This window comes from Archangium minus (genome assembly GCF_044360475.1).
GTDB classification, from domain to species: domain Bacteria; phylum Myxococcota; class Myxococcia; order Myxococcales; family Myxococcaceae; genus Archangium; species Archangium minus.
The window spans coordinates 8,179,226-8,196,296 of record NZ_CP043494.1 but is presented as its reverse complement, the minus strand read 5'-3'; the positions used below and the strand labels follow the sequence as shown (position 1 = coordinate 8,196,296).

Genomic DNA, 17,071 nt, shown 5'->3' with positions numbered 1-17,071 from the left:
TCCTCCATGAGCTTCCAACGGAAGCCCCCGAGATCGCGAAGCCAACGCACGACTCCCTCCTCCCCCAAGCAGGTGCGGAGGAGCGGAGAGTGAGGCGCCCGCAAGTAGGAGCAGAGGAGGAGAGCGTGGCGCCAGAGGAAGGGGAGAGGCAGGAGCCGAGGAGGGAAGTTCAGCCTCCGGCTCAACCTGCTTCACTCCCGCGGTTACGCGCGAGCGGGACGAGGGCCACACTGCGAGCGTAGCGCGTCACGCTCGGCCGTGGAGAGCACCGTGACGGGGTACTTCGGATTGCCGCTCGCGCGGTCGAAGAACGGATGTGGCCACGCCTTGCCACGGAGCTTCCAGTCGAGCACTTTGCGGATCGTACGCGCGAGCAGGCGCACGTTCAGCTTCACCGACCCGGGCGGCGGATCGCCGATCGCGAACTTGCCAAGAATCCTACCGCGCGGCGCGCCGAAGACTTCGTCACAGGGGAGGGCATTCGGCGCCTGCTGGAACAGCTCGGTGACGATCCCGACGAACGGTAGCCGCGGCGACACCATGTTGCCGAGCGGCGTCTTGCAGCAGCTCGCGTACCAGCGGTAGAGGCCCTCGGGCGTGAGGCGCACGGCGGTGATGAGCTCGAGGCCTCGATCGAACGAGAGCGTCGATGGCGCGACCTGCACGATATCCGAACCACCGTGCTCGTCGAGCAGCTCGGCGCGGCCGAGGTGGTGCAGGAACGCCTGACAGTCGTCGCAATAGCAGACGACGCGGTTCACCGTGGCTGGCGCCGCATCGCGCAGCCAACCGTGTATTTTTCCACAACGACACTGGAGTTCGACGTCTCGGGACATGGGTCCCCCGCATATCATCTTCTGGCACTATGCGCTGGGACGGAGGACCGGGGAGCCCGTATCCGATCAGGCCCTGCGGTTCCGTGTCATCCTCGCTGGCGGTGTGGATGTCGGAACAGGCTCCCCGTAGTCCTTGGACTCACATCCTGACCTGCTTCACGTCTACTCAGTCGCCGGCGCGCAGCCCCAGCGGTTGATGGGCTCCTGGCAGAAACACTCTCCCGGGGTGCCGTTGCTATAGACGCAGAACTTCTCGGTGATGCCGGTGTAGGACGAGCATTTGTGTCCGTCCACGGAGTCACACGTCGGGAGCGCTTCCTGATGGTGGGTGGGAGCTGGCTCGGGATCGGCCTCGACTCCGCCGCAGCCCGTGACAACAGCGGAGAGCGTGACAACACATGCAAGGAAACGTTTGATCATCGTGCAACTCCTGTCTGGCTGGTACTCCGGGTAAAGTAGGTGAAGTCAGACAATGTTGTCAATGTTTTAGATGTCGCGCGGTGTCTGGGAATGAGAGGCTCATTTCGAACCCTTCGTGTGCGCGAGCCGTTGGAGCGCCTCTTGGGCCTCGTCACACCAGCGCAGGTGCGCCTCCAGTCCAAGCAACCCCGCGCGAATGGACAGGTGCCAATAGGGCAGCTCCGGGTGGCCTTCGCGCGAGCGGCGGACGTCTTCGTCGATGAGCCGCAGCGCGGCCAGCAGCCCCTCGGCCTCGGCCCGGCTGCGCTCCACGTGCTCCAGCGAGGCCTCCGGTCCCACCCGGGCACCAAAAAAGAGCTTGAGCAGCAACTCGTTGCGCTCCACGTGGGGCACCACCGGCCGCCGCAGCCACTCCGCGAGCACCCGCCGCCCTTCCGCCGTCACCCGGTACACCTTGCGCACCCGCCCGCCTGGTGAGTGTTCCTCCCGGTCGAGCGCGGCCAGCCCCTCCGCCTCCATCCGCTCCAGCGTCGGGTACAGGTTGCCGTAGCTCTCCTGCCAGAAGTGCCCCACCGTCTGCTCGATGGCCTGGCGCAGGCCGTAACCGCTCATGGGCTCCCGGCACAGCATCCCCAGGATGGCGAATTGGCAGGTGTTTTCTCTCGCCACTGTAACCTCCTGCTTCTCTATATATCAGTCTGATACAAATGCGCCACAGGGAATAACGCCCCGGCCGTGCTGGCCCCAGCAACCGAGGCACGCGAGTCAGGGCAGAGCCGCCAGGAAGGCCCGCTGCGCGTCGAGGAACCCAGGCACGAACACCTGCCGCGGCGCCAGCACCGCCGTCACGATGCCGCGCAGGGCGTCGTCCTCTACCCAGCTGCGGGCCAGCGAATGCGCGGCGCCGGCGAAGCAGGCGACGGTCACCCGATCTCCAAGCAGCGCGCGATAGGTCGCCTCCGTCTCGTCGACATCGACGTGCCGGTCCTCATCGCCGAGCACCAGCAGCACCGGGATGTCCCGCACGCCCAGGGCGACCAGGTCTGCGGTCGCGTCGGCCGTGTAGTTCCGCGACACGAACCCCCACCGGGCCGCGCTCATCGGCTCGGGCCCCCGGTGGGCGGCGAGGTACTCGGCGTGGGTCGCGCCCGCCCGGAGCAGCCGGCGCGTGGTGTCACTCGCGGCGACCGCGCGGGCGCGCTCGTCGGCGGAGGCTCCGTCGTGGTCGAGCTCCGCCAGCAGGTTGAACCGGCCCTGCCGCAGCCAGTTGATGGCGGGGGCGACCGCGATGACGAACCGGACGTCGTCCCGGGTCGCCGCGACCTCCGGCAGCACCCACCCCGCCTGGCTGGCCCCCCACAGCCCGATCCTTTTCGGATCGATGACGTCCTGCCTCCGTGCCCAATCGAGGGCCGCGCCGACCTCGAGCGCGCGGTCGTGCATCGACTGGTCCAGCCAGTTGCCATCGGACGCTCCGACGCCGGGCTTGCTCCACGACAGCGATGCGTAGCCGGCGCGGGCGAACGCCTCCCAGAGGGGCCGATAGAACCCGTCGCTCGTCGCGTCCACCGGGCCGTCGCCGTGCACGAACACGACGAGCCCGACCGGTCGCGTGGTGCCCGGCGGCAGCGCGAGCACTCCGTCGAGGTCACCGGCCGGACCAGGGATCGCGACCCTCCGCTCGTCCAGGTCGTACGTGTGGCCCACGACCACGGTCACCGCGACGGCCGCGAGCAACGCGCCGACGACAGCCAGCGCCGTGAGCACCCGCCGGGCGGCGCGGCGGCGTGGGGAGTGAGCCGGCTTCACGGTGTCGCTATCTATCGTTTCAATCACGACCGTACTGTATATGATAGATTCGAATCATGACGACACTGAACCGACCCGACTTCCGCGGCAGTGCCGTTCCTCCGCCGGACGTCCGCGTGCTCGACGGCGTGCCCCCCGGGGCGGAGGAAGCGGTCGCCCGGCTGTACTGGACCGCGTTCGCCCGCAAGTTCCGCCCCGGCCTCGGTGATGCCGAGCACGGCGTCCCCGTCCTTCGCGAGGCCCTCGCCGCGGACCGACTCAGCTGCGCCATCGGGCCCGACGGCACCGTCCTCGGGGTCCTCGGGCACTACCGGGCCGGTCGCGGGGCCATCGACCTGCGCTACCAGACATTGCTGCGGCACTTCTCGCCGTGGAGTGCGCCCTGGCGGGCTCTGCTCCTGCTGCCGCTGCACCGCGAGGCCCGGCCGGGCGAGCTGCTGCTGGATGGGATCGCGGTCGACCCGGCGGCACGAGGCCGGGGCCTCGGCACCCGGCTGCTGGCGCACGCCGTCGAGCTGGCGCGCCAGGACGGGCTGCGATGGGTGCGGCTCGGCGTCGTGGACACCAACCCCCGCGCCCGGGCCTTGTACGAGCGCTGCGGGTTCGTCGCGGAGCGGACGCAGGAGGTGTCGCCGCTTGGAGCGCTCTATGGTTTCCGGAGCGTCACCGAGATGACGCTCGAGCTTTCCGAGCAGGGAGAGGGCACGTGAGCGCGGAGGTCACCCCGCGTTTCGTTGTCGAGGCGCTCGTCGACGCCAACGGCGTGGCCGACCTCGGCAGGGTCTACGACGTGGCCGTCGCCCTCGGGATTGGCGAGCAGCCGGTGCGGCTGGCGATCCGTCGCATGATCACGACCGGGGACGCCGAGCAACAGGGACGTGGGAGACGCGGCACGCTGCACCTGAATCCGGCGGCCCGGGTGCGCGACCGGCACGACGTCGCCTTCGTGCACCACGCCTACCGGCAGGACGCCGGCGAGGCGCCGTGGGACGGGGCCTGGCGGCTGTGCGCGTTCTCCGTTCCCGAGGCCCGCCGGGCCACCCGAGATACGCTGCGCGCGACCCTCGTCCGGCTCGGCGGTGCGGCGCTCGGGCCGGGGCTGTACGTGAGCGCACACGACTGGGACGCACTGATCGACGCGGAGACCGCGGACACCGACGGCGCCGGTCTGCTCACCCGCGCGACGACGTCCGACCTGCGCGTCGGCGACCTGCGCGACCCACACGCGATCGCCGCGCGCCTGTGGCCAGCCAGGCCTGTTCTGGCTGCCTACCGTCCCCTCGCCGCGCTTCTCGATAACGTGGCGGCCGGGGGCGCGGATGCCTGGGGCTCAGACGAACCCGGGCGGATCGCGTTGGCCCTGCGCCTGGCCGTGGCGTTCGACCACGCCCTGGTCACGGACCCGCTGTTGCCCCCCGAGCTGCGGCCCGCCCCGTGGCCGCCGACCGAGCTCCGTGCCAGGTTCCGCGCCGTCTGGGCAACCGTGGCGGACGAAGAGGGATCTGCGCGCTTGTACACCCGGTATTGAACCCCAGCCGCCTGTACCCTCTCTCCACCAACCCTGCTCAACCCGGCTCAACCGAAGTCAACCGGGGCCGATGGGGCGAGTCGATACCTGGTCATGGGGGTTTGATGAGGGGTGGTGAGGGGAGGGCTTGGTGCAGGGTGCTCCGGTACACGGCCAAATCCGCGGATGTGGACGGGACCGGAGCGAGCCAAGGGCGGTCCAGGGGAGGGAGGCCGACGCAACAGACCCGGATCGGCCGAGTACGCGCGATGTGTTCCAGATCGTCGAGGACGCGATGGAGCCGGTCTTGGCCGAAAGGACAATACAGGAAGAAGACAGTGCCGATGGTGATGAAGCGGATGAGGTCCACGGCGTCGCCTTCGACAAAGCGCACGCGACTCAGGTTCAGCCACGCCGCGCGTCCGCGTGCGGCCTGCACCAGTCCAGGCTGGATCTCGAGGCCGATGCACCCGGCTCCCGTGAGCAGGTGCGTCAGCACGACGGCCCTTCCCAGTCCAGCTCCGACGTCCACGAAAACGTCGTCGCTCGTCACCGCGGCTTGCTGCACGGCTTCGAGCACCGTTGCCACGGGACAAGGCAAGTACGGCACGCACCCGTGCGGGAGGAGGGGATCGTCCTCGGGCAGCTCGTCGATGTCCCACAGGATGTCCAGCCAGGCATCGCGGTCCTCCGCGCGAATCCCGGTCAGCGCCGCCCTGAAGGTCGCAGGCGCGGGCCCGTTGCGCATGAGTGAGCTGCGCAGCACCTTCGCAGCATCCTGGGCGGTCTGTCGCATCGAGCGGACCATAGCAAACCTCGAGGCCTTCGCCGCGGCCATCCGGGACAGCTTGGAGGCGCTCGACTTCACCGGGCGTCAACGTCTGTCCGCCTGCTCGTCTGGCTCCTGCTGAGCGTCCTCACCTCGCCTCAGGTGACGAAATGGTGGCAGACCGCCTAGCCTTCTCGTTCACAAATGTTGCCGACAATCCCGAACTACTCGGTCCTGGAGGTGCTCCACCAAGGGGCGAAGCACACGCTGTTTCGGGCGTTGCGACAGGCGGACGGACGTTCGGTCGTCATCAAGATGCCAGACATGGCACACGTGGACTCGCGAGGGATCGCGCGGCTGGAGCGCGAGCTCGGGCTGCTCCGAAAGTGCCAGGGTTCGCCTCATGTCGTGGAGGCCCTGGAGCTGCTTCAGTTGCCGGGTACCGCGGCCCTGGTCCTGGAGGACTTCCAGGGTCACTCGCTCAATCGGCTGCTCTCTGGCCCGATCGAGATCCGCTCCTTCCTGCGGCTCGCGATCTCGATGGCCTCCGCCCTCGCCGAAGTCCACCGCCGCGAGATCGTTCACCTCGATATCAAGCCAGCCAACATCATCGTGAACGATGCGACAGGCGTGGTGAAGATCGCGGACTTCGGAATCGCGTCGGCCCTCCCCCTCGAGCATCCGTCCTTCCGCCCCGCGAGCACGATAGAGGGGACTTTCGCGTACCTGTCGCCCGAGCAGACAGGCCGGATGAATCGCGTGGTGGATCACCGCTCGGACCTGTACTCGCTGGGCATCACGTTCTACGAGATGCTGGCGGGAGTGCCTCCGTTCTCGGCGGAGGACGTGCTCGGGTGGTTCCACTGTCACCTGGCGGTGGTTCCCCGGCCGGTGAGCGAGTTGAACCCGAGCGTGCCGGTGGCCCTCTCGCGGCTCGTGGCCCGGCTGATAGCGAAGGCCCCCGAGGATCGGTATCAGAGCGCGGAGGGACTGAAGGCGGATCTGGAGCAGTGCGCCGCGCGCTGGGACTCGGGTGCGGCTCTCGCGCCATTCCCGCTCGGCTCCGCGGATGCGTTGGATGGGTTTCGCATCCCCGAGAAGCTCTACGGCCGTGAGGACGACGTGGCGGCGCTCCTCGGCGCGTTCGAGCAGGGCGTCAAAGCGGGACGCTGCGCGCTGGTGCTCATCTCGGGGTACTCGGGCGTCGGCAAGTCGTCGCTGGTGAGAGAGGTCTTCGGGCCGCTGGTGCGCGAGCGCGGCTTGTTCGCGTCCGGCAAGTTCGATCAGCTCAACACCGGGGGTCCCTATTCCACCCTGGTGTCCGCCCTCCGGCAGTGCCTTCAGCAGATCCTGGCCGAAGGGGAAGCGGAGATCGCCGCATGGAAGGAGCGCATCCAGCGAGCGCTCGGCGTGAACGGCCAGCTCGTGGTCGACATGCTCCCCCAGCTCGAGCTCATCATCGGAAAGCAGGCTCCGGTGGAGGAGCTGGGCCCGGCCGAGTCGCTGAACCGGCTCCACGAGGTCTTCACCCGCTTCTTCGGCGCGCTCAGCCTGGACAAGCGCCCGCTCGTCCTGTTCCTCGATGATCTCCAGTGGGTGGATCCGGCAACCCTCGCCCTCCTCCAGCACGTCATCCCCGACCCGGAGGCAGGCTGCCTGTTCGTGATTGGCGCCTACCGCGACAATGAGGTGCCCCCCTCCCATCCGCTGATGGTGACGCTCGACTCGCTGCGCCGGGTGATGGTCCCTATCGCCTCGATCGTGCTCTCGCCGCTGGGGCGCGAACACACCCAGCGCCTGCTTGCGGACACGCTGCACACGGACGAGGCGCGGGTGCTGCCGCTCGCTGACCTGCTCCTTGAGAAGACCGGAGGCAACCCGTTCTTCCTCACCCAGTTCCTCAGCACCCTCCACCGGGAGAAGCTCCTTCAGTTCGACACGGCGGCGCGCGGGTGGTGCTGGGATCTCGCGCAGATCCAGGCCCAGGGCTTCACCGACAACGTGGTCGATCTGATGGTCGCGAAGCTGAGGGAACTCCCATCCTCCACCCAGGACGCACTCGAGGTTGCCGCATGTATCGGCAACACCTTCGATGCCGAGGACGTCTCCGAGCTGGTGCAGAGCTCCCTCGAGGAGCTCGAAGCGAGGCTCCTCGGAGCCATCAAGGAGCGACTGATCCTCCGCTCTGAGCACGGGTACAGGTTCCTGCATGATCGCATCCAGCAGGCCGCCTATCTCCTCACCCCAGAGGCTCAGCGCATCGCGCTGCACCTGCGGATCGGACGGATGCTGCGCGCACGCCGGCTGTCGGCGGTGTTCGAGCTCGTCAACCACCTCAACCTCGCGGCGGCGCTGATCGACGACAGAGACGAGACGATCGAGCTGGCGCGGCTCAACCTGGCGGCAGGCAAGAGCGCGATTCGGTCGGCGGCCCATGCGGCTGCGTTGCGCTACCTTGCTACCGGTTGTGACCTCGTGGGCCAAGACGGGTGGGAGTCCCACTATGAGCTGACCTACGAGCTCACCTTCCAGCGGGCCCAGTGCGAGCTGATCAGCGGGCAGCTTGGGGCGGCGGAGGCGAGGATCACCGCCCTCATCACGCGCGCCCGCACCCGGGCCGAGCAGGCGGATGTGCACCGCTTGAAGGTGGACCTCCACGGGACCCGAGGCGAGTTCCCCCAGGCCGTCGAGGCGGCGCTCTCCTGTGCGCGGCGGTTCGGGCTCGAGCTGCCCCTGCGGCCCAACCCCGAAGAGCTCAGAGCCACGGTGCAGGCCCTCTGGGAGGAGCTGGAGCAACGCAAGCTCGAGTCGCTCCTGGAGCTGGCGCCGATGACGGACCCGGACCAGAGGTCGCTCCTGGCGCTCTTCGCGGCCGTCCTGCCACCTGCGTACTTCATCAACCCGGATCTGCACGATCTGCTCGCCTGCCAGATGGTCAGTGCCAGCCTCCGTTACGGAAACGCGGACGTCTCCGTCATGGGCTACGTCGTCTTCGGGCAGGCCATGGGCCATGTCCTCAAGAAGTGGCGCGAGGCGGTCCGCCTCGGTGCGCTCGCGGTCGACCTGATGGACAGGCGAGGCATCGTCGGGAGCAGGGCGAAGGTGTGCCTCGTCATCGGAGGCTTCATCAACCACCGGATCCAGCACCTCCGGGCGGTGCTTCCGCTGTTCCGGGAGAGCTGGTCCGCCGCACGCCAGACCGGTGAGCTCACCTTCGCCTCCTATTCCATCATGAACCTCGTGGTGTTCCGGTTCATGATGGGAGACCACCTCGAAGACGTCTCCTCCGAGGCCGAGACCTTCCTGGACTTCCTCCACCGCACGAGAAACGACGCGGTGTGGTTGGCCATCGCGGATCTCCGCGAGGTGGTGGAGTGTCTGCAGCAGAGGACAGAGGCCCCACCGGTTGCACCGGACAGCGTGACCGGGCTGCGCGCCATCCCCTTCATTGCGTTCATGTTCTACAGGTACCGGCTGCTCTGCGCGCTCATCTACGGAGACGCTCGGGGGGCCGTGGAGATGGCCCTGAAGGGCAGAGCGTTCCTCTTCTCCTACGCCGGCCAGGCGGGCGTTGCGGAGTACCACTATCACGCGGCGCTCGCGCAGGCCCGGCACTACGACGCGGTCACGCCCGCGGAGCAGCAGGAGTACCTCCGTCAGATCGAGGCCGACCATGCGGTGCTCCAGGAGTGGGCGGAGACAGGCCCCGCGAACTTTGGCCATGCGTATGCGCTCATCTCCGCGGAGCTCGCCCGGCTCCGGGGGAACACCGAAGAGGCGATGCGGCGGTATGAAGAGGCCATCTCCCGGGCTCGCCAGAATGGCTTCACCCAGTGCGAGGCGCTCGCGTACGAGGTTGCGTCGGCGTTCTATCGAGCCCGCGGAGTCGAGACCGTCGCCGACACGTACCTGCGCGAGGCCCGGCGCGCCTACCTGCAATGGGGTGCGCACGGCAAGGTGAAGCTGCTCGACATGAGGTACCCGCGCCTGATCAGGTCCGGAACCACCACCAGCACCAGCGTGACCACGGACGAGGCGTTCGACGTGATGACGGTGGTGAAGGCGCAGCAGGCGATCTCCAAGGAGATCGTCCTCGCGGGCCTGTTGAAGACGTTGATGCGCATCCTCATCGAGAGTGCGGGGGCGGAGCGGGGGTATCTCCTCCTGACCCGTGACGACACCCTGTTTATCGAAGCGGGGGCGGAGGTCAACCGCGAGGGGATCAAGGTCGACGCCGAGCCGGTGCCGCTCGAGGCGTCGGCGCGCCTACCGCATTCCATCGTGCACTACGTCAAACGCTCGCTCGAGAGTCTCATCCTCGAGGACGCGGGGACCGACGGCAGGTTCGCCTCGGACGAGTACGTGGTCCGGGCGAAGCCTCGGTCGATCCTGTGCATGCCGGTGATGGGCCAGGCGAAGCTGGTGGGCGTCCTCTACGTCGAGAACAGGCTGGCCGCAGGCGTGTTCACCCCGAGCCGGCTCGCGGTCCTCGAGGTTCTGGCGTCGCAGGCCTCGATCTCGCTGGCAAACGCGCGGCTCTATGCAAGCGTGCAGCAGGCCCAGGAGGCGCTGCGGCGATCGCACGACGAGCTCGAGCAGCGTGTCGAAGAGCGGGCGCGCGAGCTCCGGCGTGCCCAGGCGGAGCTCCTGGATACCGCGCGGCGCGCTGGAAAGGCCGAGATCGCCGCGGAGGTGCTGCACAACGCGGGGAACATCCTCAACAACATCAACACCTCGGCGGGAATCGTGGCCTCCAAGCTGCGGCAGTTCCGCGTGCCGAAGCTGGCGCAGACCGCGGCGCTCCTGCAGGCGCACCAGCAGGATCTCGGGGAGTTCCTGGTGAAGGACGCGGCTGGCAGCGGGCTGCCCGTCTACCTCTCCAGGCTGGCGGCGGCGATGCATCAGGATCTGGAGTTCACGCTAGGCGAGGTGGGCTCGATGATGGCGAGCGTGGAGTACCTCAACGAGGTGGTGCGGACACAGCAGGCCTACGTCGGGGTCTCGGAGGCGCCGGAATGGATCCACCTGGAGGATCTGCTGGAAGACTCCCTGCGGATGAACACCCCCGTCCTGGAGCCGCTGCGGGTGCGGATCATCAAGGAGTACCAAGCCCTGCCGGCCCTGTTCCTCCAGCGGAGCAAGGTGGTGCAGATCCTGACCCACCTCATCAGCAACGCCGCGAGTGCGCTGAGTGAGAGCGGGCAGGAGGAGAAGTGGCTCCGGCTCAAGCTCGAGAAAAGTGGCGAGCAACTGCTGCGGATCGTCGTGGAAGACAACGGGGTGGGGATTGCGCCGGAGAACCTGGAGATGATCTTCCGCCCCGGCTTCACCACCAAGGAGGAAGGGCACGGCTTCGGCCTGCACTGCAGCATCCTCACGGCGAAGGCCCTGGGCGGTTCCATCCTGGCGAAGAGTGAGGGACCGGGCCGGGGCGCTGTGTTCACCCTGGATCTACCACTGGTGAGCTCCAATGCCTGACGCGGGCCGCCCTACCTCGGACCGGCGGCGTGCTTCTGCTCCTCTTCCCTCATTTTCCGGCCTTCGCCGCCCGCGTCCCCGTCATCACCTCCTCGCCGCGCAGGAACAGTGCGGCTTCGGCCCTCGGCAGGATGCGCAGCTGGAACTGCCGCTGGTACCCGTCATCGCGCGAGAAGACTCCCCGGTCCGTCACCAGCAGGAGCGCCGTGGGGACCACGTAGCGTGCCGAGTTGTTGCCGAAGTAATGCACCGCCACCTGGTACGAGCCGCGTGCGGCCTTGCGCGCGTGGTACAGCTCGGGTCCCAGTCCATCCGTGGTGTCCCAGTGGAGCTCGCCCCCCAGCCGCGTTCGCATCCGCCGGTAGGAGCACCGCTCGCCGTTCGGCTCCACCACCCACAGGTCGATGTCCGTCGAGTCCGAGTTCCAATGCAGGGTGAGCTGGTAGTCGATGGGCCCCTGTCCCGCGAGCTTCGCCAGCTCGCGCCGCCGGGCCTCCAGCGTCTCTACCTCCGCCCCCGAGAGCCGGGCCTGCTTCGCCAGCGCCATCAGCATCCGGGCATAGTGGTACGCCGCCACCGTCCGGGTCTGGCTCTCATGCCGGGCCCAGTCCCGAGCCAGGATGAGCTCCCAGTCACGCGCCGCCTCCGCGGGCCGTCCCGCCGCGTCCAGGGCCAGGGCCTCTTCCAGGTACGCCTGCGGCTCGAAGGGGCGGTTGAGCCGCACGAGCTCGAAGAGCTCCGTGGCGGCTGTGTACTGGCCGAGCGCCAGCAGCCCATAACCCACCATCCGCAGGGCCTCGGGGTCCTTCGGCCGCAGCTCCACGGGTGACGAGAGGGCCCGCACCGCGCCCCACGTGTCTCCCGCGAAGGCCCGCTTGCGAGCCACCGCCTCGTACACCATCACATCGTCCTTGTTGGCTCGCCGCGCCCTCCGGTACTCCAGCTCCGCCTGGAGCCGCTCCTCTCCACCCGCGTAGGGCTCGTCCCGCAGGGGTTGGGCCTTCAGCCGCGAACCGAGCTCCGCCTGCTTCGCGCCCAGCACCCGCAGCACCGCGCGACCCGAGTCCGGCACGCCGTCCAGCGCCAGCCCCATCAACCGTTCACGCGACTGGTCCTGCTCGCGCCGCCGCAGCGCCTCCAGCTCGGAGAGGTCCACCTGCTCGTCGCGTACCGCGTAGCGCACGTAGTCCCCCTCCGACTCCAGCACCAGCATGGAGGCGCGCGCGTTGGCCAACCGGTAGTGCTGACTGAGCGCCACCACCATCCGGTCCACCCGCGGGTCCTCCAGGGCCACCAGCCGGGCCACCCATCCCTCCGCCCAGGCCCGCGGTGCGAAGGCACTGTCCCGGTCGCGTGGCAGCGGCACCCGCAGGGTCCGCTCCTGGCCCTCCGAGCGCACCATGACCGCCAACTCCGCGTTGCCCTCGTCCACCAGCCGCCCGGCCACCAGCAATTCCTGTCCCGGGAAGACGAGGTGGGGCCGGCCCGCCACCACCTGGTCCTTCACCTTCGCGCCCCGCACCTCCACCCGGGCCAACATCGCCGAGGGCGCCCGGTGCGCACGTGCCGCCGCCGGCACCTGCGAGCCGGAGAGCACGCTCACCACCCGGCCGCCGCTCGCCCGGGCCAGCGCGTCGAAGAACTCCGTGTTCACCGCCGATTCGCCGAAGCGGTAGCTCACCCACCGAAGTGTGTCCGCAACGGGGTGGTGCGAGATGAGCGCTTCCACCTGCCCGCGTCCCCAGGTGACGTTGCCGTCCGAGAGCAGGAAGGCCGTCACCCGGCCGCCGCCCGCCGCCGGCTTCAGCCAGTCGCGGCTCGCGCGGTCCAGCTCGCCCAGCATCCCATCCACATGCGAAGCGCCTTCGAGGAAGACCCGCTCCAGCTCGCCCAGGGTCTCCCGGCGCGCCTCGGGCGTATTGCGCCGGAATCCAGGGCCATGCAGCCAGCGCGGCCGTACATCGAAGAGGAGCACCGCGTACTCGGTGAGACTGTCGTCCCTCTCCAACAGTGCCCGCAGCAGTGCGCCCTGCAGGGCCCACGCGTTGCCGTCCTCCGCCGAGAGCGAGGTGTCCACCACCAGAACCGCCCGCCCGGTGGGCGCGGCGCCTTCCCCCGCGATGAAGCTCGAGGGCATCCGCACCCGCGCGAAGAAGGCCTGCCCGGGCAACCCCGCGGGGTCCGAGCCCACCAGCACGTCCGCGTCCGAGCGCAACGGCGCGAGGGCCACCTGCAGTGCCCCATCCCCCGTCAACCGCGGCCAGTCCCACACCCGCCAAGGGCCCAGGTCTCGCGGTCTCCCCGCCGCGGGCAGGACCGTCATCTCGCGTGCGTGCCTCGGGTCCACGTGGATGCGCGCCGACACCTGGAGCGAGCGGCCCGCGCCGGGCGGCAGGGGCCACGTGTAGCGCAGGTTCTGACCATCGAAGAGGAGCGTCTGCTCGTAGGCGAGCACCACGCGCTTGAGGGACTTCGGCGGCAGGGGGAAGACGCGAGCGCTGAAGGTGGAGGCGCCCGCCCACTCCAGCAGCGCCGGGTCCACGTTCTGACGCACCACGTCCTCGTACACCTCACGGGCGCGCTTGTGCTCGACGACCCGGGCTTCCTGCGGCTGGCCCCACGAGTGCTTCGCGTTCCCAGGGCTCGGAGGGGCCGCCGCCACCAACGCCTCCGCCGTGCCCGAGTCCCCTAACGGGGGCAGCAGCTCCGCGGACTGGAAGAGCGAGGGCGAGTCCACCGCCACCGCGCCCGAGTACAGCGCGAAGCCCGCCACCGTCGCCCCGCCCGGCAGTGGGTAATAGAAAGTGCCCTCCAGGGCGCGGGAGGTGTCGTTCTCGAAAAGGTAGTCCACGACCGTGCGTGCACGAGCGCCCTGGATGTACGTCACCACGCGTACCGCGCGGGCCGTCAGCGGCTGGTATCGGCCCTGCTCGTCCTGCACCAGCACCTTGGCCATGCGGGGTGCGGACTCCACCTTGGGCAGCAACGGCCGGGGCGCCTGGGGCTCGCCAGGCTTCGTCTGTTCGGAGGGTGCCCTCGCCTCCGGCTCTTCTTCGGCCGCCTCCCACTCGGAAGCAGGAGCGGGCATCAACGGTGCTCCCGCTGACTCAGAGGCTCCTCCCACCACGCCTCCCAGCACACCCCCTACCACTCCTCCGATGACGCCCCCCGCCACGCCGCCTTCGACGTCATCTTCGCGCACCCGGTCTCGCGCCTCCCACCGCCGGACCAACGCCTCGGGAATGGGCTTCGGGTCGGCGACGGCATCACGCAGCGCCGCGATGTCCACCGTCCCCGTGTCGGGCAGACCCGGCGCGGTGGTGGGCGCGATGAGGCCCGCATCGGCGAAGGAGGCGGGGACATTCGCGGGCACCGGGAGCGGAGGCATGTCGGCCGGGACGGGCTCGGGTTCTGGAACGGGCTCAGGCGACTGCGCCAGGGGAGCGGGCGGGGCCGTGTCCTCGGGAATGGGCGGAGTCGTGGCGCCACGCATGCAGCCCACGAACGCGAGTGCCACCAACAGGAGTCCGGAAAGGAAAGCGCGCGGAAGGGACATGTGAGCGGAAGCAAATCATTTCCATCCCCGCCCGGGTGTCATGGTTGAGTCATGCGGGTTCCCTGCTCGCGTCACGGTGCCAACCGCACCGGGTTCTTCCGCGAACGTGGGCAAAACGTCCTGACCGCGAGGCAAGGACGGGGGCGCACTGCTCGAGCGGGCCCGTCAGCGGCCCTCCTCGGCCCCTGCGCTCCAGCCCGCCCCTTCAACCGGTCTCCTTTTTCCTAGGCTCGCGCGGGGCAACCGGGACAAAGTTGTTCATGTCTTCGGACCCGCGCTCCACGTGGACGACCTCTCCGACCGCTCGCGAGAGCAGCGCATCGCCTCCACCTATGCGCCGAGGCTCCAGGCAATCCCCGATGAAATGGCTCCTTACGTGCGTCGCGCCGGTCCTGCTCGCAGTATGGATTTTGTTCTTGAGCGCTCACGGGCCGACCTCATGGCTGGTCGTTCCTGGCGCTCTGATTGGCAGTGCCTGCGTCGCTGGCTTTTCTTTTCTGCGCTCGTTCTCTCGTCCCCTGCGAGCGCTCTCTCTCTCGCTCTATCTGCTGCCGCTGGGGCTCTTGTCTACCTATCGTGCGTCGCCGTTCTCCGTATCGAAGACCTTCGAGATCGGCGCGCTCCCGCCGGCTTCCGCGCCTTCCGAGATGTCGATTGCCCAGCTTCCGACCGGCGCCACCTACCGCAGCGCGTCCTTTGGGTATCGCGGTGGCTCTCTCTTCGAGCCGCGAGAGTTCTCCATGACCGCGACCCTGATCAAGCACCCCAAGGGTGATCTCTTGATCGACACCGGGTTCGGTCGGGATATCGCTCAGCACCTCGCGACGATGCCTCTCTTCTTTCGGCTCCTGACACGATACTCGATGAACAAGACCGCGCGCGAGCAACTCCAATCGAGCGGGTATGACCTGACCCGGCTGCGCGCGATCCTTTTGACCCACTCCCACTGGGACCACATCAGCGGCGCCGTGGATTTTCCCGAAGTGCCTGTCTGGATACCTCCCGCGGAACGAAGCTTCGCACAAGGTGAAGACTTCACCACGGCCCCGGCAAGAAGCATCAAGTCGCTGCATTTCGAAGAGTATCGATTCGATGCGCACCCCTATCTCGGCTTCGCGGAGAGCCATGATGTCTACGGAGATGGCACGGTGGTGATCGTCCCGGCGCCCGGCCATACGCCGGGCTCAGTGATTGTCTTCGTGACGCTTCCGGACAACAAGCGCTACGCCTTTATCGGAGACCTCGCCTGGCAATTGGAGGGCGTCACCGAGCAGGAGGAGCGCCCGCTCACGCAGCGCCTCGCAGATGTCGAGCCTCGGCTCGTTCGTGAGAACCTCGCGCAGATGGCCGCGATATCAGCGCGATACCCGGAGATGACCATCGTCGTCGCGCATGATCCGCGGAGCTTCGCATCGATTCCGACGTTGGTGTCAAAGCCATGAGATGGGCCGGTGTGTGCCCAAAGCAAGGGCGGGGGAAGGAGAGGGTCTCGGGAGGGGGCGGAGGTGCGACCGGAAGAGGCAAACCCACCGCCATTGGCAGCAATGGTGGCGGAGTCGAAGAAGGACAGGGCACCGCTCCTCGCGGCCTCGGCCGAAAAAGAGAACCCCAGCTCGCCAGCTGGCGACCGGGGCTTTGCTACATCCCTTGCTACAGTCTTCCGGAACGCTGAATCCTGTCCGGGAGATACAGAGTGGAGGCGGCGGGAATCGAACCCGTCGCTCCCGAGCCGTGACCAGGCGCGGTTGAGGATGGACTCGCGATGGGGTGGGGCTGGTGGGGAGTCCTTGCCCACGTAGTCCAGCGTGGTGCCCAGCAGGCCGATGACGACCGTGGGCCTTGTCCGATGCTAATGCCGCCCCAATTCCCTGTCCCAGGCAGCCAACTGTACGGCCACTGTGTATTTGTAGGCGCTGGAAAAATCCTCGAAATCCTTCAGGGGAAGCGCACAGAGGCGCTCGCGCAGGAAGCTCGGGTCGCAGAGCACCTCGTGGTGCTTCAAGTCGTTGTCCCCCTCCACCAGGAAGGGAATCACCCGGAGCACGGCCTCCTCGCAATCCTCTCGGGTAGCACGAGACATGCGCTCCACCGTCAGGGCCATGTGCTCGCGGACTGAGGCCGGGCCTCCGGGGCACCAGGCCTCCAGGCTCTTGCGGTAGATGTACTCCATGAGGCCGTCGAGGGTGTGGTGGGTGCCGGGCAACCTGTACACATAGCGAGGGCCCTGGAGCACATCCCAGAAGCGGAGCAGCGAGGCGAGGCGCTTCGCCATGCGCTCCGCACTCCGTAAGGGGGGAGGGGACACGGCATGGTAGAGGGCCCCCCACGGGGTGCTCAGGCAGAAGGACTCGAAGGCCTCCCTCACGCGCTGGTGCTCCCCCTCCGGGACGCCTTCATCCAAGTTCATGAAGACCTCGGCGAGCAGGTGCACCCGCCAGCGCGGGCGGTTCCAATCGAATCCTTCGGCTCCCGAGTGCATCACCAGCACCTCGCCGGGCTGTACCTGGCGCATCTGCCGGGGCTGGGGAAAGGCACCGGTCTTGAGGTACCTCCGGGCCCACCAGCGGCCCTCGGCTCTCACCTTGCGGAGGATGGCGGCGGTGGTGTCGTAGAGCCACGCTGGAAACTCGAGCACCGGGGAGGGTTCCGGGGTCATGGCCTTTCGCCCTACTACAGCGGGCAGACGCGCCTCAAGC

Annotated in this window: 11 protein-coding genes; 4 read left to right on the top strand and 7 right to left on the bottom strand. The window is 68.3% G+C overall.

Annotated features, from left to right (window positions below; all coding sequences use genetic code 11):
- Positions 1 to 203: 203 nt before the first annotated feature.
- From F0U60_RS33230 to F0U60_RS33215, 4 genes are all read right to left on the bottom strand, one after another.
- A complete protein-coding gene (locus F0U60_RS33230) occupies positions 204 to 836 on the bottom strand; it encodes a DUF6151 family protein (protein WP_395805983.1) in 633 nt (210 codons plus the stop codon).
- 162 nt (positions 837 to 998) lie between these two features.
- Positions 999 to 1,256 (bottom strand): hypothetical protein, encoded by a 258-nt coding sequence (locus tag F0U60_RS33225; RefSeq protein ID WP_395805981.1) that lies wholly within the window; start codon positions 1,254 to 1,256, stop codon positions 999 to 1,001.
- Between the two features lie 99 nt (positions 1,257 to 1,355).
- Positions 1,356 to 1,925, bottom strand: a complete 570-nt coding sequence (locus F0U60_RS33220) for a PadR family transcriptional regulator (RefSeq protein ID WP_395805979.1) — start codon at positions 1,923 to 1,925, stop codon at positions 1,356 to 1,358.
- Positions 1,926 to 2,021: 96 nt separating this feature from the next.
- Positions 2,022 to 3,092 carry an alpha/beta hydrolase family protein gene (locus F0U60_RS33215; RefSeq protein ID WP_395805977.1) on the bottom strand — a complete coding sequence of 357 codons (1,071 nt, stop codon included), beginning with the start codon at positions 3,090 to 3,092 and terminating at the stop codon, positions 2,022 to 2,024.
- Between the two features lie 29 nt (positions 3,093 to 3,121).
- On the opposite strand from F0U60_RS33215, the gene F0U60_RS33210 reads away from it, so the two are divergent.
- Positions 3,122 to 3,775, top strand: a complete 654-nt coding sequence (locus tag F0U60_RS33210) for a GNAT family N-acetyltransferase (protein WP_395805975.1) — start codon at positions 3,122 to 3,124, stop codon at positions 3,773 to 3,775.
- Positions 3,772 to 4,593 (top strand): hypothetical protein, encoded by an 822-nt coding sequence (locus F0U60_RS33205; RefSeq protein WP_395805973.1) that lies wholly within the window; start codon positions 3,772 to 3,774, stop codon positions 4,591 to 4,593. Before F0U60_RS33210 ends, F0U60_RS33205 begins: the two co-directional genes overlap by 4 nt.
- A 91-nt stretch (positions 4,594 to 4,684) precedes the next feature.
- Here the strand turns inward: F0U60_RS33205 and F0U60_RS33200 are convergent, their stop codons facing one another.
- A complete protein-coding gene (locus F0U60_RS33200) occupies positions 4,685 to 5,410 on the bottom strand; it encodes a class I SAM-dependent methyltransferase (RefSeq protein WP_395805971.1) in 726 nt (241 codons plus the stop codon).
- Positions 5,411 to 5,545: 135 nt separating this feature from the next.
- Here F0U60_RS33200 and F0U60_RS33195 point away from each other — a divergent pair, with 135 nt between their 5' ends.
- Positions 5,546 to 10,819, top strand: a complete 5,274-nt coding sequence (locus F0U60_RS33195; protein WP_395805969.1) for an AAA family ATPase — start codon at positions 5,546 to 5,548, stop codon at positions 10,817 to 10,819.
- Positions 10,820 to 10,868: 49 nt separating this feature from the next.
- Here F0U60_RS33195 and F0U60_RS33190 read toward each other — a convergent pair whose 3' ends face one another.
- A complete protein-coding gene (locus F0U60_RS33190) occupies positions 10,869 to 14,336 on the bottom strand; it encodes a VIT domain-containing protein (RefSeq protein WP_395805967.1) in 3,468 nt (1,155 codons plus the stop codon).
- Positions 14,337 to 14,734: 398 nt separating this feature from the next.
- Between F0U60_RS33190 and F0U60_RS33185 the strand changes: the two genes are divergently transcribed.
- A complete protein-coding gene (locus F0U60_RS33185; RefSeq protein ID WP_395805965.1) occupies positions 14,735 to 15,817 on the top strand; it encodes an MBL fold metallo-hydrolase in 1,083 nt (360 codons plus the stop codon).
- A 407-nt stretch (positions 15,818 to 16,224) separates the two neighbouring features.
- Here the strand turns inward: F0U60_RS33185 and F0U60_RS33180 are convergent, their stop codons facing one another.
- The gene (locus F0U60_RS33180) at positions 16,225 to 17,031 is read right to left on the bottom strand and encodes a hypothetical protein (RefSeq protein WP_395805963.1); all 807 of its coding nucleotides are present in this window, start codon (positions 17,029 to 17,031) and stop codon (positions 16,225 to 16,227) included.
- Positions 17,032 to 17,071 lie beyond the last annotated feature (40 nt).

Excerpts from the sequence above, each read along its gene's own strand:
- F0U60_RS33230 (WP_395805983.1), bottom strand. The coding sequence starts at position 836 with ATGTCCCGAGACGTCGAACTCCAGTGTCGTTGTGGAAAAATACACGGT.
- F0U60_RS33225 (WP_395805981.1), bottom strand. The coding sequence starts at position 1,256 with ATGATCAAACGTTTCCTTGCATGTGTTGTCACGCTCTCCGCTGTTGTC.
- F0U60_RS33210 (WP_395805975.1), top strand. The coding sequence starts at position 3,122 with ATGACGACACTGAACCGACCCGACTTCCGCGGCAGTGCCGTTCCTCCG.
- F0U60_RS33200 (WP_395805971.1), bottom strand. The coding sequence starts at position 5,410 with ATGGCCGCGGCGAAGGCCTCGAGGTTTGCTATGGTCCGCTCGATGCGA.
- F0U60_RS33195 (WP_395805969.1), top strand. The coding sequence starts at position 5,546 with ATGTTGCCGACAATCCCGAACTACTCGGTCCTGGAGGTGCTCCACCAA.
- F0U60_RS33185 (WP_395805965.1), top strand. The coding sequence starts at position 14,735 with ATGAAATGGCTCCTTACGTGCGTCGCGCCGGTCCTGCTCGCAGTATGG.
- F0U60_RS33180 (WP_395805963.1), bottom strand. The coding sequence starts at position 17,031 with ATGACCCCGGAACCCTCCCCGGTGCTCGAGTTTCCAGCGTGGCTCTAC.